Genomic DNA, 20,106 nt, shown 5'->3' with positions numbered 1-20,106 from the left:
CAGTCCTTAGAGCTTAACTATCCATGAGCGATCGCCCCACCGTCCAAAATACTTACCGTAAGCCCGTTAAACAACTGGATTTACCGCCCCGGCTCCTCCTCGGCCCTGGCCCATCCAATGCCCACCCCAGGGTTTTAGCCGCCCTCGCTATGCCTCCCATCGGCCACCTCGATCCGAAGTATCTTGAAATTATGGAGGACGTCAAGGATCTCCTTCGCTACACCTGGCAGACCGCAAACCCCTTCACGATTTCTGTCAGTGGTACTGGTAGCGCTGCCATGGAAGCCACCCTCGCCAACATGGTCGAACCCGGCGATAAAGTCCTGATCGGCATCAATGGTTACTTCGGTCACCGCCTCGTGGATATGGCCAGCCGTTACGATGCCGAGGTGCATACTTTTTCCACTGCTTGGGGTAAGGCTTTCACCCTCGAAGAAATTACCGCCGCCGTTGCCCAACACGAGCCGAAAATCCTGGCTCTCGTCCACGCCGAAACTTCTACGGGAGCCAGACAACCCCTCGAAGGTGTCAAGGAAATTTGTGAAAAACACGGCACGATGCTCCTAATCGATACTGTGACCAGCTTAAGCGGTGTGCCTCTTTTCCTTGATGAATGGGGCGTTGACCTCGCCTATAGCGGCACCCAAAAAGCCCTCGCTTGTCCCCCTGGCCTTGGCCCTCTGACCCTCAGCCCCCGCGCCCTGGATGTCCTGAATAATCGCAAGACGCCGGTGAAAAACTGGTATTTGGATATGTCCATGGTCAGCAAATATTGGGGCACTGGGAAACGGGTCTATCACCACACCGCCCCGGTTAATATGAACTATGCGCTGCGGGAAGCCTTGATGCTCGTCGCCGAGGAAGGATTAGAAGCCCGTTGGCAACGGCACCAGGAGGCAGCAGATCTCCTCTGGACGGGCCTCGAAGAGATGGGGTTACAGTGCCACGTAGATCGTGAAATCCGTCTGCCGACCCTCACCACAGTGCGCATTCCCGATGGGGTTGATGGTGCTGCCGTGGCTGCTCAGTTGATGAAAGAGTACAACATCGAAATTGCTGGGGGCTTAGGGGATCTGGCGGGTAAAGTTTGGCGTGTTGGCCTGATGGGTTATAACGCCCGCAAGGAAAATGTGACGCTTCTGTTGGCTGCCCTAAAACAGGTTCTCTTTTAGATAGACTAGAAGCGCAATTTTTATTGAAGATCTAATGATTCTTTCGTTATCTATGGGGCAAGGTTTTTCCCGAAAAATGCTTGTCCTTTTTTCTGCCCTTTGTCTTGGGTTTGGTCTCTGGGGCTGTAATGGCGATCAAGAGACAGCCCAAGCGGATGTCAATGTCGATCCGGAACTGGAAGCGCAAATCCTCCAGGTGATTCGGGACAATCCCCAAGTGTTGATTGATGCGGTACAAAACTACCAACTCTCCCAACAACAGGCCCAACAGGAAGAACAACAAAAGGCGGCTGAGGATTTTCAACAGCAGGTCTTGACGGAACCACAGACGGTCATTGGCGATAGCCCCACCCTGGGTGCTGAGGATCTGAACGTGGTCTTGATCGAATTTTCTGACTTTGAATGTCCGTTCTGTGCCCGCGCCCATAGCACTTTGCAAACGTTTATGGCTCAAAACAGTGACACTGTTACTCTTGTCTATAAGCACTTGCCTTTGGCTCAAATTCACCCCCAAGCAATCCCGGCAGCAGAGGCATCTTGGGCCGCCCAACAACAGGGGAAATTCTGGGAATACCATGATCAGCTTTTTGAAAATCAAGACCGTCTTGGGGAAGAACTCTACCAAGAAATTGCGACAAATCTAGGTCTGGATCTAGAAAAGTTTGAAGGCGATCGCCAAAATGCTCAACCGGCGATTCAACAGGATCTTGAACTGGCTCAACAGTTAGGTCTAAACGGTACGCCTTTCTTTATTTTGGCATCGACGGAAACTGGGAAATTTGAAACCTTCTCCGGGGCGTTAGATCTACAAGAATACGAAGAAAAACTCGCCGCGATCACTACTCCCTAAAATTAGCTTAAATAGTCCAAAAAAAGAGGCTTCTTAATCCGTTATAGATAGAAGCCTTTTTGTTTTTTGATTCTAGAAAAATTAGCCCATCAAAATAACATTGTCAATCACATGAATAATGCCATTGTCAGCTTCGATATCCGCCGCTAAAACCGTTGCATTTTTGACCTCAAAATCATCTTCACCATTAATGGGAATGGGGGAACCTTCGATGGATTTTACTTCGCCCAATTTGATTAAATCATCCTTAGTTAACCGTCCCGCCGCGACGTGATAAGTGAGAATGCGCGCTAACTGGGGCGGATTTTGCACAAGGGTTTGAATCGTGCCGGGGGGCAATTTGGCGAAAGCGTCATCGTTGGGCGCAAAGACGGTAAAATCCCCTTCTCCGGCTAAAGTTTCCACTAAACCTGCGGCTTGCACGGCGGCCACCAGGGTCGAAAAACCATCGGTATTCACCGCAATATCCACAATACTTGGCATTGTTTAAGCTCCGATTGAATAAATAAAAAAATTCAAAATAGATTAACGATATTCTGCGTTTTGAATGTCCCGTAAGCGGGCTTCTGGCCGGAGAAAACGATCCATTTGAGCTTCAAAAAATTCACGATTTTTCTGTAAATGTTTCGGATTGGGATCATCTAATGGATAAAGCAAGGCTGTCCGTAGGGCTTGGATCACCGCAGAGGTGACGTTGTACATCGACCGCTGAAAGGTGATGCCCAATTGAATCAGCTCATCATCTTCGCCCCGGCAATGTTCCTTGTAGTAATCCTTGAGATATTGGGGGAGGAAGTGATACATATCATCCATCAACAATGTCGGCGGAATGCCGGCAGTGCCGACGGGGAAAACATCGGCGTACAAAATGCCGTAATGAAAGTCCTTTTGCGCGTCGGGCACTTCGTGGGCCTGGGCGTTGTAGGATTTTGTCCCCCGGAAAGGTGCGGTGCGGTAAAACACGGCTTCGACGTAGGGTAAGGCAGCCTCATAGAGCCAGGTAAAGCCCTTCGATTTGGGGATAATTTCAAAACATTCGCCATCAATATAAACGTGGTGGTAAATGGGGCGACCGGCGATCGCAAAAATGCCATTCACCAAAAAATCCATCGCATCGGGGACACCCTTAAACCCACCTTCGTCATAGATATCGGACATTTCAAAGAAAACGGGGGCCATCACTTCCCAAAACAGTCCTAAGTTGGCGTAGTAGGAGAGTTCGCGCACCTGCTCCAGGAACATATCGGGGAAAAGTTTATACAAGCCCAACATGACCGGGTTTTTCTTGAAGTAGGCCTTGATCGCGCGGTCGGCGTTGGCTTTGTATTCGTCAGAATCGAGGTAGGCATCAAATTTACCCAGACCCATGTCTCGCCCATGCCACAGCATCGCCCGCATACAGGCTTCGGCGAATTCCATGTTGATCCGGTCGTGGAACAGGTGATGAAAGAGTTTAGAGGATTTAAAGGTTTCCCCTTTTTTCATAAACTCTAAAAGTTCCGGGTGAGCGGAGCCTGTGCCGCGCCAAATGCGGAGATCAGCTTGGTCGCCGGCGTAATGATTTTGCCGCTCTAAATATTCGTCAGAAATGAAGTATTTAAAGAAGCGGAAGGGTTCAAGAAAAACTTGTTCCGCAATGTACAGCAGATCTCGCCAGTAGAAATCCATCGGCACGGCATAGGCTTTATAGATGCCGATAATCTGCATCAGATTTTCGGGGGTATCGGGCAACATTGAGCCCCCGGCTTCGAGGCGATGGATCACATCGGCATGGGGATGGGTTGAGGGGGGAATTTTGGTGGTGATCATAGTGCTTTGTTCCTTAAGAAAATGCTGGGCGAATCGGTCAAGCGAGAACGTCTGATGTACTAGGGTGCTTTCGACAATTCAGCGGGAGTCAAGGCAATGGTCTGAACCGTGGGAATGGCGGCAATAAATTGGCTAGTCGTCGGTTCAATCCAGCGGGTGAGCCAGGCGGGTTGCAAACCAAGGAAAAGGATAATGACCGTCAAGGCGATCGCCGGAATTTTTTCACTGGCAAAAACTTTGGGGTAGTAGGCGGTGTGACTGTCGAGGCGACCGAAACAGGTACGGTTGAGCAAAATCACGAAGTAAACCGCCGTTAAACCAGAAGCGATGATGCAAAACAGCGTCGGAATCGGGAAGCGGCTAAAGCTACCTTGGAACACGAGAAATTCTGCGACGAAACCCACCAAACCAGGAATCCCGGCACTGGCCATCCCTGCCAAAATTAGCAGGCTACTGGTGAGGGGCAACCCCCGCACCGGGTTCATCAAACCATTCAATACATCCAAATCCCGCGTGCCAACTTTGCGTTCGATAATGCCGACGAGGTGGAACAACAGCGCCAGAATTAAACTGTGGCTAATCATCTGCGCCACGGCACCGAGCAAGCTTAACTCCGTGCCTGCTGCGGTCGAAACTAGGATATAACCCATGTGACCGATGGAACTGTAGGCGACCATCCGCTTGAGATCCCGTTGGGCGATCGCCGCCAGGGAACCATACATCACGCTCACGGTACCAATGACCGCGAGGGCCGGGGAAACCGTAGACCATACATCCGGGAACAGTTGCAAACCGAAGCGCACCAAACCATAGGTGCCCAATTTCGCGAAAACACCACCCAACAGAACTGTTACCGCTGGATTTGCTTCCACATAGGCATCGGGCAACCAAGTATGTAAAGGCACGAGGGGAATTTTAATTCCAAAGCCAATCAACAAAATCGTGAGCAGGATTACCTTAGTGTTGAACTCTAGGTTTTCTAGGGTTAAATTCTCAAAGTCAAAATTGCTCGATTGACTAAGCCACACCATCCCTAAAAATGCCGCCAATACACAGAGTCCAGAAATGGCAGTGTAAATCAAAAATTTAGTCGAGGCATATCCTTTTTTCTCGCCGCCCCAAATGGCAATCAGTAAATAAAAAGGAATCAACTCAATTTCATAAAAGAGGAAAAAGAGCAACAGATTATTGGCAATCAAGGCCCCTGTAATCCCACTATTAATCAACAAAATGAGGGAGTAATAAAGCTTCGGACGGTGGTTGCTTTCACCAATGCTATAGATCGCGACCAATGTCAGCAAACTATTTAGGACAATCAGCGGCAAAGATAAACCATCCACACCGAGGTTGTAGTTGAGGCCCAGGATGCTTAACCAATTATGGAATTCGGTATATTGCATACCAGCATCTTGGAGGTTGAGGTTAATCAATAAGCCACTACTGATCGCCAGGGTAACAACCGTAAACACCGTTGCCACAATCCGGGTCAGGGGCCTGGGGAAAAGGGCGATCGCCCCAATGCCGACGAGCGGTAAAAACAGTAAGAAACTCAGCATAATCTTTCGGAGAAGGTCATAAATATTTCAGCGAAAATCGTTAATGCATCCCCCTTTAAAATTGCCAATGCTTCAGCAAGGGATACGATAAAGCGGCAATAAAGAGGAGAATACCGGCCACAATTGAGAGGGCATAGGATTGGCTTTGCCCAGAGTTGTTATATTTCAAACTTTGGCCACCGAAAAGGGTTGCTAAACCGAGAAAGTTGATCACCCCATCGACAAAATAGCGGTCTAACCAGTCAATGATTTTGGAAATCAAGGCAACGGCAAAAATAACTGTGTTTTTATACAACTCCGCTGTGTACAAATCCTTGGCGAAAAATTCCCGCACCGGATCTGAAAAAATATGGATCGGTTTACTGATTTTTTCATTGAGATAGAGATACATCGCGGTACCGCCACCGACCATGGTCGAAATAATCAAAACTGCAGCTAGGGGCAGATTCAACTGGTGCCAATCCGGTAGAAAATTCAGTTTCGCCAGAATAAAAGGACTGTGGAGGGCGAAACCCGCAAGAATCACCATCGGCAAGACTAAGGCCCATAATCCTTCTGGCGATCGCACGGTCATCTGCTTCGGCTTACCGCCAAAAATTAGGCCAAATTCTCGCATGATGCTAAAGGAAGTCAAGGCATTGACCGTAATCAAAATCACGGCCAGAATCGGACTTGTTTTCCAAAAATTTGTTGTCAGTTGGGCCAGGCTCCAGAATCCACCAAACGGCGGTAGGGCAACGAGGGAAGCAGCACCGACAAGGTAGCAAATCCCCGTAATCGGCCGCCGCGACCAGAGGCCGCCATATTGGGTTAAATCTTGGCTGATATTGACTAAAACAACGCCACCGATCGCCATCACGAGAATTGCCATCGCCACGCCATAGGTGAGTAGCAAGACCAATGTCGTTTGATCCTGTTGGGAACCCACCGCCATAAAGACCATGCCCATGTAGGCACTGACGGAATAGGACAAAGAACGTTTGATATCAATCTGGGCGATCGCCACCATGGCCGCCCCCAAGGCCGTCGTTGCCCCAATCGCGATCATAAAAGTAGAAGCAAAATCCGAGAGGGCAAAAATTGGCTGCAACTTAATCAGCACCCAGGCTCCAGTACCAACCACGAGACTATTCCGCACCACCGTTGCCGGGACAGGACTTTCCATCGCCTCATCAAGCCAGAGGTGCAACGGAAATTGGGCACATTTCCCCAACGGCCCCGCAATTAAGGCCAAGCAAAGCAGCGTTGCCAAAGTCGGATCGAGTTCTGCCGTTGCCGCCCATTCAGCCAGACCATCAAAATTCCAAGTACCAGCAAGGGGCAATAGGGCAACAACCCCCATCAGCAAGAACAGATCGCCGACCCGTTTTGTTAAAAACGCATCCCGCGCCCCCGTGACCACCAGGGACTGGTTAAACCAATAGCCAATTAACAGATAAGTACCGAGGGTCAAAATTTCGAGTACCACATAGCTAAAGAAAAGGGAATTACAGAGCACCAAGGCACACATCCCCGCTTCAAATAAGCTCATGGTCGCGAAAAATCTCGCCCAGCCCCAATCCATTTCTAAGTAGGCCACGGCATAGAGTTGGGCGAGTAAATTAATCCCGGCGATCAGAATCAGCGCCCCGATAGTAATGCTGGAAATATCGAGGTCAATGTTGAGGGTCAAGTCCGCCGCCTGGAGCCAAGTTAACGATGGTTTTAGGGCGGGCTGTTCCCATCGCTCGATAAAGGCAAGACAACTATGGACTAGGGCCATAAAAGTCAGCAACATATTGACGTAGCCCGCAGGCCGTGGCCCTGTTTTTCGGGTGATGCTCGGCATCCATAGCGCCGATAGACCCATTCCCAGCAAAGGATAGCAGGGAACAAGCCAGACACTCTGACTGAAAAAAGTATTCATATGACGATGACGCTGAAATAATTTGCTTAGGGAAAAGCGGGCTGATGACCCATCTTTTTTGCTGGTTGGGCAATTACCAACTTCGACCTACCAAAGGCACGGGAAATGGCCCAACAATTTTGAGCTTTTAGGGTTGCAGAGCAAGCGATCGCCGCCCTGAATTTTCGAGAGTTTTCTGGCTAGACCGGACCATAAACTCCAAAAAGGCTTGGGCAATCACCGACAGTTGTTTCCCGGCGAGGTAGGCAACATACCAATGGCGCTGGATCGGAAAATGCTCCACATCCAACACCGTTAATTCGCCGTGGGGAGGCTCTGTGATCAAAGTATGGCGGGACAAGACAGAAATCCCTAGGCCACCGGCGATCGCCTGTTTAATCGCCTCATTTGACCCCAGTTCCAGGCGCACCTGCACCGACACATCATGTTCTGCCAGGAGTTTTTCGACCGCGAGTCGCGTCCCCGACCCCATTTCCCGCGTCACAAAATCTGCCCCGTCCAACACAGACAAAGGGAGATTTTTCTGGCAAGCCAGGGGATGATCGGCGCGGGCGACCACCACCAAGGGATTGTCCAAAAATGCTTGCGCATGGACATCAAGATCATCGGGCAAATTACTCAGGATGTAGAGATCATCTAGATTATTCGCCATCCGATCATGGAGCTGTTGGTGATTGATCACCTGCAAAGACACGTCAATATCTGGGTAATCTTGGCAAAATTCCCCCAGGATACGCGGCACAAAATATTTGGTTGTGGTGATTACCCCAAGGCGGAGTTGACCCCGTTTCGCTCCCTGCAGGGCGGCCAACTTCATCTCAAAGTTATCCAACCGTTCAAAGATTTCTTGGCAGGTTGCGAGGAGTTCCTCACCTGCTTCTGTGAGATATAGCTTTCTGCCAATATGTTCAAACAGTGGCATGCCGATGGTCTGGGTCAGTTGTTTCACTTGTCCAGAAACCGTCGGTTGGGTGATTGATAATTCCTCCGCTGCCTTGGTAAAACTGCCGTGGCGAGCCGTAGTTTCAAACACCTTCAGTTGGTGGAGAGTTGCAGGGATCAAGGGTTTACTCCTGAACTTGTGCTGTTATGCCTGAGTTTAGCAATACCATAGACTAGAGTCAATACAAGAAAATATCGTCATAGTTTCGGTTCTATATAAGAAAAATTTATAAAAATTCCCTTGGGCTTCCCGTCAAACTCTGATTTTTTCTGGCTTAGGGACGTTTTTGGCGAGTATAGTTCTCTGGACAAAAGTGTCACAATAGGGAAACAAGGCCCTTCACCCTATCGAGTCAAACCTATGGCGATCGCCACTGAATTCAAGTCCATTCCGCGTTTATCTACGGGAAAGTTTCAGCAAAAATTACAATCGTTGTTGAATCCTGTGGGGTATTTGACCCGCTTGGCAAGCTCAGCCCCCGATCTCGCCTATATGCCAGCGGCAGGCTATGACCAGCCCCTGATTTTGGCCTATCATCCTGAGGCGATACGGCAGTTGCTCAGTAATAGTAACCAGGCTTTTGCGGCCCCTGGGGAGTTAAACGGCATTATTGAACCCCTGGTGGGGCAACAGTCTTTGGTGAGTTTGAGCGGTGATCGCCATCGACAAGAAAGAAAGTTGATCATGCCAGCCTTCCACGGGGCGCGGATGCACAACTATGGGGCGCTCATTACCCAGATTATTGAGGAGGAGTTGTCCCAGCTAAAGCCGGGCCAAGCCTTCCAGATGCAGGACATCACCCAAAAGATTACCCTGCGCACGATCATTGAGGTGGTCTTTGGGGTGCAGGGGGGCGATCGCTACGCGCCGATTATGGCGATGACCCGCAAGATTTTGAATCGGTTTACCTCGCCCATCGCCAATAGTTTTCTCTTTTTTACGTCGTTGCAAAAGGATTTGGGAGCCTGGAGTCCCTGGGGCAGTTTTATCCGCGATCGCCAAGCCCTAGATGACTTGATCTACGCCGAATTGCAGGAACGCCGTACCCACCCCGACCCGGAGCGGACTGATATTTTGTCTTTGCTGATGGCGGCCACCGACGAAGCGGGCAACACCATGGACGATCAACAGTTACGCGATGAACTGATGTTGCTCTTGTTTGCGGGCCACGAAACGACGGCGATCGCCATGGCCTGGGGCACCTATTGGCTCCATGCCCACCCGGAAGTGATGGCAAAAGTCCGCGCCGAAATCACAGCCTTGGGCGAAAATCCTGACCCGATGGACATTTACCGTTTGCCTTACCTCGCAGCCGTTTGCAATGAAACCTTACGGATTAATCCCGTGGCGATGTTCACTTTTGCTCGTCAAGCTGTTGCCACCACCCAGTTGCTCGATTATTCCATTGAGGGGGGCACGGTGCTGATGGGGTCAATTTATCTGCTCCACCAACGCCCGGATCTCTACCCCAACCCCAGAGAATTTCGCCCTGAACGGTTTCTCGAACGGCAGTTTACGCCCTACGAATTTATGCCCTTTGGGGGCGGTGTGCGCCGTTGTGCCGGGGAAGCTTTAGCGATGGTGGAGTTGCGCTTAGGTCTTGCGGCGATCGCCACCCAAGCCGATTTAACCCTACTGGATCAAGTGCCCGTCGCCGCCAAACGCAAGGGGTTAGTTTTGTCTCCTGCAACGGGGGTGAAAATGCGCTTTAACGGCAGCAAAATCTAGCCTGGGCGTTTATTCAAACTGACAAATGTTGGTGAGGGTTTCGACAAAGGTGGGATAGGAAATGGAAGCGGCTTCGGCCCGGTGGATGCGGGTTTCATCTTTGGCATTTAAAGCGGCGATCGCCAAACTCATGGCAATGCGATGGTCAGTGTAGCTATCCATTTCTGCTCCGTTTAAAGTGCCCCCGCCAATGATCTCTAGGCCGTCGGGATGCTCGATAATGTTCGCGCCCATTTTCGTCAATTCTGCGGCCATCACTGCGAGGCGATCGCTTTCTTTGACCCGTAACTCCTCAGCATCTTTAATAATCGTTGTTCCTGCTGCGAAACAGGCCGCCACCGCCAGGATCGGAATTTCATCAATCAGCCGGGGAATAATCTCGCCGCCGATGGTGCAGCCCTTGAGAGGAGAATATTGCACCCGCAGATCCGCCACCGGTTCCCCGGCCACTTCCCGCGCATTATCAAGAGTCATGTCCGCCCCCATCATCTGCATCGCTTCAATAATCCCGGTGCGGGTCGGATTAATGCCCACATTCTCAATGGTCAAATCAGAATCGGGCACAATCGCCGCCGCCACCATCCAAAAGGCCGCCGAACTAATATCCCCCGGCACCACCACTTTTTGGCCCCGCAACGTCGGGTGGGGGTCAAGGGTCACGCTGTGGGTTTCGGGATCAATGGTGAGATTCGCCCCAAAGGCCCGGAGCATCCGTTCACTGTGATCCCGCGAAAGGGCCGGTTCAGTAACGGTGGTTTGCCCCTCTGCCAAGAGGCCCGCCAACAATACACAGGATTTTACCTGGGCTGATGCAATGGGCGAGTGGTAATGAATGCCCTTGAGTTGTTGCCCTTGGATCGCTAGGGGAGCGAGGGTATTACCTTTTTTACCCCAAATTTGTGCCCCCATTTCCTTCAGGGGATTGACAACCCGGGACATGGGCCGCGATCGTAAGGAACCATCCCCCGTCACGGCAAAAAAGCGATCCGGCGACGAAGCCAGCAGACCCATCATCAAGCGCATCGTGGTGCCGGAGTTACCCGCATCGAGGACATTATCTGGTTCTTGCAAATTACCGAGACCGACCCCCTGCACCCGGACTTCCGTTTCATTTAATTCTGAAATATTGGCCCCCATCGCCGCGAAACAGGCCGCCGTACTGCGGGGATCTTCGCCCAATAGCAAGCCTTCGATGATCGTTTCGCCTTCGGCGATCGCCCCCAACATCAGCGCCCGGTGGGAAATGGACTTGTCCCCCGGAATCCGCACCTTTCCCTGCAAACTGAGGCCCGATGCAGGCGGCGTAATCACAAGTTGCTGGTGGGGAGAAACCGTTTCGAGGCGAATCATAATGTCGGGATGTTACAAATGGGCGATGTCATCTTAGCGGATTTCCAAATCCCTTGCCTATGGCCCGGGGCAGAATCGCTCAAATTCGTCTTTTTAACCAAGCACAAATACTTACTCCAGATACAAAAGTCATAGTTTCCTGACATAAAAAATCACTGAAAGCCATTGAATTCGTTAAAAGTCAACATATCTTGACTTTTGGGATCACGAAACCCAGGATTCTCTGCTAAAACATGAAACAACAGGCGATCGCCAAAAAAACCGATGCAAGCGCCTACCCTGTATCAGTCCAAAATTCGTGCAACGGAGGAGCCCATCCCATGACCACCACAGTAGGCAATGGATTCGAAGACAACCTAGAAGATATGACCCTGAGGCAACTACGGAAGCTCGCCAGCAAACTTGGCATCAGCCGCTATAGTCGGATGCGCAAAGATCAGCTCCTCGCTGAGGTGAAAAAACGCTCAAGCTACGACAATCCCAAAGCCTCAGTCACCCCCGACAAAACTGAATCCATCACCCCAGTCAATAGCCAAGAGGAGGAAACTCAAGTGGAAGCAGCAAAATTTGAAGTTGGTCAAGATGATCCTATCGAGCTCGATCTCGCCAGTGTCGATGAAGACCTCGGTGACCTCCCCGGCGGCTATGGTCAAAGTCGCATCGTTCTCTTACCCCGTGATCCCCAATGGGCCTACGCCTACTGGGATATCCCCAACGACCACAAGCAATACCTGCGGAACCAAGGGGGCCAGCAGATCGCCCTCCGCCTCTATGACGTAACGGACATCAACCTCGACTACCAGACCCCCCACAACGTCCAAGAATATTTGTGTGATGAAATGGCGCGGGAATGGTATTTCCCCGTCCCCGTTAGCGATCGCGATTACGTTGTCGAAATCGGTTACCGTTGCGCCGATGGCCGTTGGTTAAGCTTGGCCCGCTCCACCGCAATTCGCATTCCCCCCGTCTATCCCAGCGACTGGGTAGAAGACATCTTTGTGACCGTCCAGTGGGATGAAGAACTGAAAGGAAAAACCGTTTACAACCTGGTGCCCCCAGCCAAGAAACAAGCAGAAGCTGCTGCTGCCGCTGCCGAAAGTACCTCTAGTCCCATCTACGACGAAATCTTTGGTGATCTCCAATCCCTCGAAGCCCAACGTATTGCTGGGTCTCTGTTTGGTTCGATGCAACATGTGGCTGGTTCAGTACCGCCCCAAGAATCTATCAGTTCCTATGTCTTCCCATCTGGGGCAGGACTATGGGCAGCCCCCAACGTTTCTGGCCTCAATATGTCCGGCTTGAATATGTCCGGTGCTGGCTTTGCGTCGATGCCACCAGCGCGTCCCCGGAAATTCTGGCTCGTGGCTGATGCAGAGTTGATTGTTTACGGTGCGACAGAACCCGATGCCACTGTCACCATTGGCGGCCAACCGATCAAACTGAATCCAGACGGCACATTCCGCTTCCAGATGTCTTTCCAAGACGGCAATATCGATTATCCGATTGTGGCTGTGGCTGCCGATGGGGAACAAACCCGTTCGATTCACATGACCTTTGACCGGGCGACTCCTTCTCGAAATACCAACACCAAAGAACAGGCAATGGACGAGTGGTTTGTCTAGGCTACTGTTGCGGTAAACCTCAAAAACGAATGCTTTGATTTGATTAATTTATTTCTTGACCTCTCCATCTGGGGAGGTTTTTTGTTCTGAAGTTTATCTGTCGAGAGGGTTAATCGCCATAAAAAAACCAGTTATTTAAGCAAAATAACTGGTCTATGGGGAATGGATTGCAACTGATTTTGAGGCAATCAGTCGTTTACCATTTGTTGTTTTCTGCTTGGTCAGCGATGTAAGCGGCAACGTTAGCAATGTCAGCATCGCTTAGACGACCACCGAAAGCAGGCATTGCCCCTTGTCCGTTGGTTACTTGGTAGGCAACCGCTTCTTCGAGGGACTTGCTGCCATCTTTGTAGCCAGCGAGGTAAGTTTTTAGGGCATCAGCCTTTAGGGTTTTGGTGGGCATGACTGCGTTGTTACCACCAGCATGGCAAGCGGCACAGTTAGCGGCAAATACCTGGGCACCAGCAGCAGCATCAGCGGCAAATGCAGGAGTCCCGAAGGCAAAAACAGTAGCAAGTACGGTTAAAGCAATAGCAAGTAATTTTTTCAAAGGAGTTTTCCTCTCAATGCTCTCAACAGAAAAAGAATTTGGTTAAAAGTTTAATATAATCAACCAGACTATATTTTATCGATCTTGTCGTTTGGTTCAAACGCTTAGCCTGAAATTCCCTAAATTGTTTCAATTTGTCACGAAATTGCCCTATGCAGTCCGCATCTCCTTCCTCCGATGGTATGGCAGTGGTCAAGACCTGGGACCTTTGCAAGACTTACCGTACCGGCTTTTGGCTCAATAAAACCAGTGAATCCCTGAAAAGTTGTTCCCTCGAAGTCTTGGCAGGCGAAACCTTTGGGCTACTGGGGCCAAATGGGGCAGGCAAAACAACTCTTTTGAAAATTCTCCTAGGTATTATTCGACCGACTGGGGGCAATGCGACGTTGTTGGGGAAACCGTTTGGCGATCGCCAGACCCGACAGCGCATTGGCTATCTCCCGGAAAATGCTTATTTCTATGACTTTTTGACGGCCTGGGAATTTCTAGATTTTACGGCGGGTTTATTTCAGATTCCGCGCGGCAAGCGACAAAAGCGGATTAAATTACTGCTGGATACGGTGGGACTGGCCCAGGAAGTGGCGAAAAAGCGGCAGCTCCGCAAATATTCCAAGGGGATGCTCCAGCGGGTAGGGATGGCCCAGGCGTTAATCAATGATCCTGATTTAGTCTTCCTCGATGAGCCGATGTCGGGCCTCGATCCCCTCGGTCGCTACCAAGTGCGAGAAATTATTTTGTCCCTAAAGGCCCAGGGGAAAACGATTTTCTTTAATTCGCATATTTTGGCGGATGTGGAACTGATTTGTGATCGTCTGGCGATTTTGTCGAAGGGAGAAATTATTTGCCAAGGTACTTTAGATGAGCTTTTGGGGGCAGCAGATCGCTATCAAGTCGTCATCGAAGGGGGTACCGAGGCAGCGTTACGGTCTTGGGTGCCGGATTTAGCCCGCAAGGATCACCATTGGATCGGCCATTTGGAGGGAGATCCCCAAAAGTTTATCGCTTCCCTAAGCTTGATGAAGGCGCAATTACTGGATTTAAAATTGGCGCGGGTTTCCCTAGAGGATTTCTTTATTCGCCAAATTCGTGACCATGATCCCCAGGCGCACATCGAGGAAAATCTCAAGGCGATCGCCTAATTTTTTCTCTTTCAAAAAAGCATTAAAAAAGGGGCATTACCGATTAGTAACGCCCTCTCTCACAAAATTTCAAAGGTGTTTATTTCGCGGGATCAAGTTTGGCGATCGCCGCTTCCATTTCTGAGGCAATTTTCGCTTCAAGGGCCGCAGAATCCGTTTCCATGTAAACCCGCATCAACGGCTCTGTACCAGAAGGACGCAGGAGCACCCAACTGCCATTTTCGAGGTACAGTTTCACACCATCTTTTAAGCCCACTTCCTTGACCGCTAAACCAGCCACGGTTTCCGGGGGCGTCGCCTTATAGAAGTCCAAGACAGCCTTTTTGTGGGGTTCTTCGAGGTGAAGATCCAAGCGTTTGTTGAAGAGCGGCCCAGCGGCATCTTCGAGGGCTTCTTTGACTAACTGAGACAGGGGCTTACCTTCGTAGGCGATCGCCTCGGCCACGAGCATATCCGCCAAAATGCCATCTTTTTCCGGGATATGACCGAGCACACTCAAACCACCGGATTCTTCACCGCCAATGAGGACAGCGGTTTCGCGCATTTTTTCGCCGATGTACTTGAAGCCGACTGCCGTTTCAAAAATTTCTAAGCCATATTTTGCGGCCAAATTGTCGAGCAAATGGGTTGTGGCCACCGTGCGGACGATCGCCCCTTTTTGACCTTTGTTTTTCAGCAGGTGCCGCGCGAGCAAGAGCAGAATTGTGTTGGGCGTTAAAACATTCCCCAATTCATCCACAACCCCAAAGCGATCGCTGTCACCATCGGTCGCCAAGCCTAGATCCGCTTGATCCGCTTTTACCGCATCCACGAGGCCCACCAACTGAGAGCCTTTCGGTTCTGGCATCCCACCGCCAAACAAAACATCACGGCTGGTATTAAAAGATTCCGTTTCACAGCCGCAGTGGGCGAGCACTTCATCTAAGTAACCGCGCGACGTGGAATACAGCGCATCATATTTCACCTTCAGGCCCGCTGAACGAATCTTGTCCACATCCAGGAGGGTGTAGATAAATTTTAAATAGGCAGGTTTCGGGTCGAACCGAGAAATCTTGTCGCCATTTTTGCCCGTGGGCATCTCCGCCGAAGCACTGGCAATATTCGCCACAATCGTGTCGGTGATTTCTGGGGTCGCTGGCCCGGCGTAATCGGGAATATATTTGATCCCGCAGTAGGGGGCCGGATTGTGGCTGGCCGTAAACATCAACGCGCCGGCAGAATTAAGAAACTTCGCATTGTAGGCAATCACCGGGGTCGGGCAATCCCGCTCTACCACCTGCACCGTCCAACCGAGATCCGCGAGCACTTCCGCCGCAGTCTGGGCAAATTCGTCTGCAAAAAAACGGGTGTCATAGGCCACCAGCACCGGACGATCCTTCCCATAGGCCGTCTCTAGGTAGCTGGCGATCGCCCGGGTCACTTTACAAACATTAGCGAAGGTAAAATCATCGGCGATAATGCCACGCCAACCGTCAGTGCCAAACTTAATCGGGGGATTGCTTGCAATACTCATGTGAAGAAAAACAGGGCTTGTTAAAAATCCCCTTTATCTTATCCGCAAGGGGGAAACCACGAATGGCGATTTTCTTACAAAATTTCCCCGAAGACAGGCATTTTTCCAAAGCATTAGATATTATTAGGTCTATACTGGCCAGTTCCAGTAAAAAGTCATAGGCGAAAGACTGTCTTTTCTATCCTTCGGGCGGTGCAAATTTTGTCTAGATTGATGTACATATCGGACGATTTAACCCCAAACCCTTGATCAATGGAGTGATGAATAACCGTGGCAACAACCGAACCCCGTCAATCCCAACCCCTCGATGTCGCCCAACTCCAGCAGGAACTCCAACTGCGGGATCAACTGGTGCAGCAACTGTCCCAGGAGTTATTTCGTCTCGTCAAGGGCAATGATGACCCGGCCCCGGAGCTAGAAGCCCAGCACCAAGAGGAACTCCAGCGCCTCCGGGAGCAGTTCCAAGAGGTTGAACAGCAAGTCGTTTTTTATCAAGAGCGCTTGACCCAGAAAGATCAAGAAATTTCCCAATTGCGCCAATCTGTAAAAGAATTAGGCGATCGCAGTCGGCGGTTAGAACAGGTGGTTCAGGAACTACCGCAAATCTATCGGCAAAAATTTGCTGAGAGAATGGCAACAGTTCGCGATAAAGTAGAGAAGCTGCAAAGGGAGAATCGCCAACTCCATGCCGACTTACAAAGTGTGAGTTACCGCCTTGCAGTGAAAAATCGTCGTCATAGCCTGTCTGAGATTGAATTACCCACATTTAACCCCAAAGGTGGCAGCCCCATCCCGACGTTCAGCACCCTCTAAGGTCATCATCTTAGTCAATGCTGAATTAAAGCATTCTGGCAAATTTATCTCTGCTTCCCCCGTTACGGAGCGGATGATCAAGGCATTTAAAACGGCAATTGTGCAGCAGGCCGAGGGCACAGAAGTAGAAGTGCTCACACCGGCGATGGTTCGGCATGGGGGCCAGTCCCAGGGTCGCGACGTCCTCGTTTGTCCCTTGACGATTGATTTACCAGAGCCTTTTTCTTTCACACACCAAAAAGTATTTCAAGCCTGTCGCAAAATTGAAGAGCGGCGTCAGTGGGTGCAGAAACACACAACCCACCGGGTCTGTAACCACAACTATTTAGGTGATCACTGGCTACCAATTATCTACACGGCGAAGGGGCCTTTGTACGGCGAAGTGATCGGTGAAGGGGTAATGCCCAACTCCTACCACCAGCCCATCGATCTCCGGGATGAACAGCGCCAAAGCTTGTATTATCTGGGCTACCAACTCCTCGATTCCATTGGGGCTACGCCTGGGGTTTACCTGCTACAGTTTTCCTTCTCACCGGAAAAGCGGTTGATTTTTGATCGACTCTGGCCTTTCCCGGCAGCACCGGCGATCGCCTCTCTGCGCTGCCAACAACCAGACCTGTTTACCTGCCATTGGCATTGTCTGACGGGGCAAAGTATTCCTGATGTGATTATTCCCCATTACCTCGCATCCTAAAGTTTCCCTGAAATTTCCCTGGGGATGTGAGCGATCGCTGACTTATCAGCCATATCAGTAAATAACTGTCAAAAAATTAAACGAATCATCTCAGAGGCTGTGGCGATCGCCGTTTCCTGATTAACAATAGGCCCAATGGCCCCAGGTCATAAATGCTTTAGGACAACGGTAAACAGCATCAGTTATGGGAAATGTAAAAAAAATTGGTGTACTCACCAGTGGCGGCGACTGCTCCGGCTTGAATGCAGCGATTCGGGCTGTAACTCGCTGCGCCCGACATCAATACGGTTGGGAAGTGATTGGTATCTGTCGAGCGACCCTCGGCCTGCTCCAGGAGCCACCAGAAACCATTGTCCTCACCGAAGATCAAGTCGATACTTGGTTAACGATGGGGGGCACCATGTTAGGGACAACCAATAAAGGTAATCCCTTTGCTTTTCCCATGGAAGACGGTTCCCTAAAGGATCGATCTCAAGAAATTGGCGAAGCCTATCACCGCTTGGGGCTGGATGCACTGGTCGGGATTGGTGGCGATGGTAGCTTGGCGATTCTCCAGAAATTAGCACACCTGGGGGGCATGAACCTCGTGGGCATCCCCAAAACCATTGACAATGATGTGGGCATTACGGAACGTTCCATTGGGTTTGAAACAGCGGTCAATATTGCCACAGAAGCTTTAGATCGACTGCATTTTACGGCGGCCAGTCACAACCGAGTAATGATTGTGGAAGTCATGGGGCGAGATGCCGGCCACATCGCCTTAAATGCAGGGATTGCTGGCGGTGCCCATGTAATCTTGATCCCAGAGATTGCCTACGACTTACAGACGGTGTGTGAGTTTATTTGCGATCGCCAAAATTCCGGTAATGGTCATACCCTTGTCGTTGTTTCAGAGGCGGTCTGTACCACCTCTGGGGAAACCCTCAAACACGAATTGCAATTTGGGGAATGTCGCCTGGGGGGCATCGGTCAATACATGGGCGATGAGGTAGCCAAAAAGACTGGCGCAGAAACGCGGGTAACGGTATTGGGCCACATCCAACGGGGGGGCATCGCCTCACCCCTAGACCGTTTGCTGGCCTCGGCCTTTGGGGTCGCGGCGGTGGATTTAATCGCCCAGGGCAAATTTGATCACATGGTGACTTGGCAAAATGGCCAGGTGTCTAGTGCGCCCATTAGTGAGGCCATTGAGATCAATCGGGTTGTTGATCCGGAGGGAACTTTGGTGAAAACCGCGCGGGGCTTAGGGATTTGTCTTGGCGATCGCCCAGGTGAAATTTAGGCCACATTTAAGCCGCCCAGAACTCTAGGGAGAAGCTGGCTCCAGTAAGGGCTGTAGGTCGAGGGGCACCTGGTTTGCGGTTTCTAATTGCATCCCCTCTCCCCATTGGCGTAGGGGCAGGGTCAGATCCGCAAAAAACTGCGTTGGGTCTGTCTCTGGCTTCAAAATTAGGAGCGTCGTACAAGGGCCGCCTTTGGTTTGAGTCAGAGCACAAATTGCTTCCCGTTCTGGGGTGGCTGGGTTGGGCTGATAGGTGAGGGCGCGGAGTTGCTGTGGCACTAGGGAATCTAGGCGCTGGGCGACCTGCTCACAACGACTTTTGGGGGACACATCCCCTTCCATGCCCGGCACCATTTGCAGCCAAGGTTGCGGTTGCCCTTGGCCCTGATGAAAGACTGTCCACATCAATTCTCCTGTTTGGGGTTCTATGACGGGCTGACAGGTAAACTGCCGGGGTTTAAGAATATTGCGCCCCAGGGCATTGCTGACCCCCACCGTCAGGCCCACCGTGAGAAAGGCGATCGCCACTACGCCGCCCAACAATAATTGATAAGGCTCTAACATCACCAACTTCGCCATTGTGTTTCCCTAATACTTCACCATGATTATCTGTCGGGGATGACCCCAAAAAAGTTTCCCGATTAGACCCTAAATTTCCAGAATTTTGCCTATTTCGTCCGATTAATAAGGTAATTGGGAATAGGCGGCCTGGGAAATGGTCGGCAACTCCGCATATTTGCCGAGAATTGATTGCACCATGGCATAACCACAGGCGGCCAGAGTACCGAGGAAAGCTACATTAGAAAGGGTTTCGATGAGAATGCCCCCACCCCCAAAGCCGAATAATTGAATCACAATGCTCAATAAAATCAAGGCAATATCGATGAGAATCGCTTGTAGGGTGTTGAAGCGGATGAAGTGACTAATCCGGCTGTTGCGTACCACCGCAGCATAGAGAATGAAGAAAATAATCAGCCCCGCAAAGGGAAATGAATAAAGGCGGATTAGGGGTTGTAAAGGCACGTAGATCACCGCCAGAATCGGGAATTGCCTCAAAAACGGAATCCCCAGGGGCAAGGCGTAAACGAGGGGCAGAAGGTAGGGTAAGGCCCCAAATAAACGATCTGTGGGTTCAGTGGTAGTGGACATAAAACTTTTTCGTGCAATGGACTAGCTCCT

The 20,106-nt window shown here is 50.7% G+C and carries 18 protein-coding genes; 8 read left to right on the top strand and 10 right to left on the bottom strand.

The genetic code is table 11. From position 1 onward, the window contains the following. Positions 1-23: 23 nt before the first annotated feature. Together AACR41_RS02730 and AACR41_RS02725 are read left to right on the top strand one after the other, a co-directional pair. Complete coding sequence (locus tag AACR41_RS02730; RefSeq protein ID WP_030007894.1) at positions 24-1,172, top strand: pyridoxal-phosphate-dependent aminotransferase family protein; 1,149 nt, start codon at positions 24-26, stop codon at positions 1,170-1,172. A gap of 76 nt (positions 1,173-1,248) precedes the next feature. Further along, on the top strand, positions 1,249-2,022 hold the full coding sequence (locus AACR41_RS02725) for a DsbA family protein (protein ID WP_223209951.1): 774 nt from the start codon (positions 1,249-1,251) through the stop codon (positions 2,020-2,022). Between the two features lie 81 nt (positions 2,023-2,103). On the opposite strand, the gene AACR41_RS02720 is transcribed toward AACR41_RS02725, so the two are convergent. The 5 genes from AACR41_RS02720 to AACR41_RS02700 form a co-directional block, all read right to left on the bottom strand. Continuing rightward, a complete protein-coding gene (locus AACR41_RS02720; protein ID WP_030007892.1) occupies positions 2,104-2,505 on the bottom strand; it encodes a fasciclin domain-containing protein in 402 nt (133 codons plus the stop codon). Positions 2,506-2,547: 42 nt separating this feature from the next. Continuing rightward, positions 2,548-3,831, bottom strand: coding sequence for a CO2 hydration protein (locus AACR41_RS02715; protein ID WP_030007891.1), 1,284 nt, complete (start codon positions 3,829-3,831; stop codon positions 2,548-2,550). A gap of 59 nt (positions 3,832-3,890) precedes the next feature. After that, positions 3,891-5,387, bottom strand: coding sequence for an NADH-quinone oxidoreductase subunit M (locus AACR41_RS02710; protein WP_030007890.1), 1,497 nt, complete (start codon positions 5,385-5,387; stop codon positions 3,891-3,893). 55 nt (positions 5,388-5,442) lie between these two features. After that, complete coding sequence (locus AACR41_RS02705) at positions 5,443-7,293, bottom strand: NAD(P)H-quinone oxidoreductase subunit F (RefSeq protein WP_030007889.1); 1,851 nt, start codon at positions 7,291-7,293, stop codon at positions 5,443-5,445. 127 nt (positions 7,294-7,420) lie between these two features. Next, positions 7,421-8,356 (bottom strand): LysR family transcriptional regulator, encoded by a 936-nt coding sequence (locus AACR41_RS02700; protein ID WP_030007888.1) that lies wholly within the window; start codon positions 8,354-8,356, stop codon positions 7,421-7,423. 240 nt (positions 8,357-8,596) lie between these two features. Between AACR41_RS02700 and AACR41_RS02695 the strand changes: the two genes are divergently transcribed. Continuing rightward, positions 8,597-9,964 carry a cytochrome P450 gene (locus AACR41_RS02695; RefSeq protein ID WP_030007887.1) on the top strand — a complete coding sequence of 456 codons (1,368 nt, stop codon included), beginning with the start codon at positions 8,597-8,599 and terminating at the stop codon, positions 9,962-9,964. 9 nt (positions 9,965-9,973) lie between these two features. On the opposite strand, the gene aroA is transcribed toward AACR41_RS02695, so the two are convergent. Further along, entirely contained in the window at positions 9,974-11,314 is a 1,341-nt protein-coding gene (aroA, locus tag AACR41_RS02690) for a 3-phosphoshikimate 1-carboxyvinyltransferase (protein ID WP_030007886.1), read from the bottom strand. A 320-nt stretch (positions 11,315-11,634) separates the two neighbouring features. Here aroA and AACR41_RS02685 point away from each other — a divergent pair, with 320 nt between their 5' ends. After that, positions 11,635-12,936: a DUF4912 domain-containing protein gene (locus tag AACR41_RS02685; RefSeq protein ID WP_045442406.1), complete on the top strand. Its 1,302-nt coding sequence runs from the start codon at positions 11,635-11,637 to the stop codon at positions 12,934-12,936. 196 nt (positions 12,937-13,132) lie between these two features. Here the strand turns inward: AACR41_RS02685 and AACR41_RS02680 are convergent, their stop codons facing one another. Next, a complete protein-coding gene (locus tag AACR41_RS02680) occupies positions 13,133-13,486 on the bottom strand; it encodes a c-type cytochrome (RefSeq protein ID WP_012305805.1) in 354 nt (117 codons plus the stop codon). A 152-nt stretch (positions 13,487-13,638) separates the two neighbouring features. Here AACR41_RS02680 and AACR41_RS02675 point away from each other — a divergent pair, with 152 nt between their 5' ends. Continuing rightward, the gene (locus AACR41_RS02675; protein ID WP_030007884.1) at positions 13,639-14,625 is read left to right on the top strand and encodes an ABC transporter ATP-binding protein; all 987 of its coding nucleotides are present in this window, start codon (positions 13,639-13,641) and stop codon (positions 14,623-14,625) included. A 79-nt stretch (positions 14,626-14,704) separates the two neighbouring features. Here AACR41_RS02675 and AACR41_RS02670 read toward each other — a convergent pair whose 3' ends face one another. Next, complete coding sequence (locus AACR41_RS02670) at positions 14,705-16,138, bottom strand: phosphoglucomutase/phosphomannomutase family protein (protein WP_030007883.1); 1,434 nt, start codon at positions 16,136-16,138, stop codon at positions 14,705-14,707. Positions 16,139-16,408: 270 nt separating this feature from the next. Here AACR41_RS02670 and AACR41_RS02665 point away from each other — a divergent pair, with 270 nt between their 5' ends. The 3 genes from AACR41_RS02665 to AACR41_RS02655 all read left to right on the top strand — a co-directional run bounded on the left by AACR41_RS02665 (position 16,409) and on the right by AACR41_RS02655 (position 18,927). Beyond that, a complete protein-coding gene (locus AACR41_RS02665; protein WP_012305802.1) occupies positions 16,409-16,951 on the top strand; it encodes an Npun_F5560 family protein in 543 nt (180 codons plus the stop codon). Continuing rightward, on the top strand, positions 16,917-17,645 hold the full coding sequence (locus AACR41_RS02660; protein ID WP_030007882.1) for a hypothetical protein: 729 nt from the start codon (positions 16,917-16,919) through the stop codon (positions 17,643-17,645). The genes AACR41_RS02665 and AACR41_RS02660 overlap by 35 nt, the downstream gene beginning before the upstream one ends. 184 nt (positions 17,646-17,829) lie before the next feature. Then, positions 17,830-18,927 (top strand): ATP-dependent 6-phosphofructokinase, encoded by a 1,098-nt coding sequence (locus AACR41_RS02655; protein ID WP_012305800.1) that lies wholly within the window; start codon positions 17,830-17,832, stop codon positions 18,925-18,927. A gap of 24 nt (positions 18,928-18,951) precedes the next feature. Here AACR41_RS02655 and AACR41_RS02650 read toward each other — a convergent pair whose 3' ends face one another. Together AACR41_RS02650 and AACR41_RS02645 are read right to left on the bottom strand one after the other, a co-directional pair. Next, positions 18,952-19,506, bottom strand: coding sequence for a COP23 domain-containing protein (locus AACR41_RS02650; RefSeq protein ID WP_030007881.1), 555 nt, complete (start codon positions 19,504-19,506; stop codon positions 18,952-18,954). A 102-nt stretch (positions 19,507-19,608) separates the two neighbouring features. Then, entirely contained in the window at positions 19,609-20,076 is a 468-nt protein-coding gene (locus AACR41_RS02645) for a Tic20 family protein (RefSeq protein WP_030007880.1), read from the bottom strand. Positions 20,077-20,106 lie beyond the last annotated feature (30 nt).

Origin of the sequence: Picosynechococcus sp. NKBG042902 (assembly GCF_963864045.1) — a bacterium.
Taxonomy (GTDB): Bacteria; Cyanobacteriota; Cyanobacteriia; order Cyanobacteriales; family MRBY01; genus MRBY01.
This window is presented reverse-complemented; position numbering and strand designations above follow the sequence as displayed.

Bases quoted from the DNA above. Each gene is read 5' to 3' on its own strand.
- AACR41_RS02730 (WP_030007894.1), top strand. From the start codon at position 24: ATGAGCGATCGCCCCACCGTCCAAAATACTTACCGTAAGCCCGTTAAA.
- AACR41_RS02725 (WP_223209951.1), top strand. From the start codon at position 1,249: ATGCTTGTCCTTTTTTCTGCCCTTTGTCTTGGGTTTGGTCTCTGGGGC.
- AACR41_RS02720 (WP_030007892.1), bottom strand. From the start codon at position 2,505: ATGCCAAGTATTGTGGATATTGCGGTGAATACCGATGGTTTTTCGACC.
- AACR41_RS02715 (WP_030007891.1), bottom strand. From the start codon at position 3,831: ATGATCACCACCAAAATTCCCCCCTCAACCCATCCCCATGCCGATGTG.
- AACR41_RS02710 (WP_030007890.1), bottom strand. From the start codon at position 5,387: ATGCTGAGTTTCTTACTGTTTTTACCGCTCGTCGGCATTGGGGCGATC.
- AACR41_RS02705 (WP_030007889.1), bottom strand. From the start codon at position 7,293: ATGAATACTTTTTTCAGTCAGAGTGTCTGGCTTGTTCCCTGCTATCCT.
- AACR41_RS02695 (WP_030007887.1), top strand. From the start codon at position 8,597: ATGGCGATCGCCACTGAATTCAAGTCCATTCCGCGTTTATCTACGGGA.
- aroA (WP_030007886.1), bottom strand. From the start codon at position 11,314: ATGATTCGCCTCGAAACGGTTTCTCCCCACCAGCAACTTGTGATTACG.
- AACR41_RS02685 (WP_045442406.1), top strand. From the start codon at position 11,635: ATGACCACCACAGTAGGCAATGGATTCGAAGACAACCTAGAAGATATG.
- AACR41_RS02675 (WP_030007884.1), top strand. From the start codon at position 13,639: ATGCAGTCCGCATCTCCTTCCTCCGATGGTATGGCAGTGGTCAAGACC.
- AACR41_RS02670 (WP_030007883.1), bottom strand. From the start codon at position 16,138: ATGAGTATTGCAAGCAATCCCCCGATTAAGTTTGGCACTGACGGTTGG.
- AACR41_RS02655 (WP_012305800.1), top strand. From the start codon at position 17,830: ATGGGAAATGTAAAAAAAATTGGTGTACTCACCAGTGGCGGCGACTGC.
- AACR41_RS02650 (WP_030007881.1), bottom strand. From the start codon at position 19,506: ATGGCGAAGTTGGTGATGTTAGAGCCTTATCAATTATTGTTGGGCGGC.
- AACR41_RS02645 (WP_030007880.1), bottom strand. From the start codon at position 20,076: ATGTCCACTACCACTGAACCCACAGATCGTTTATTTGGGGCCTTACCC.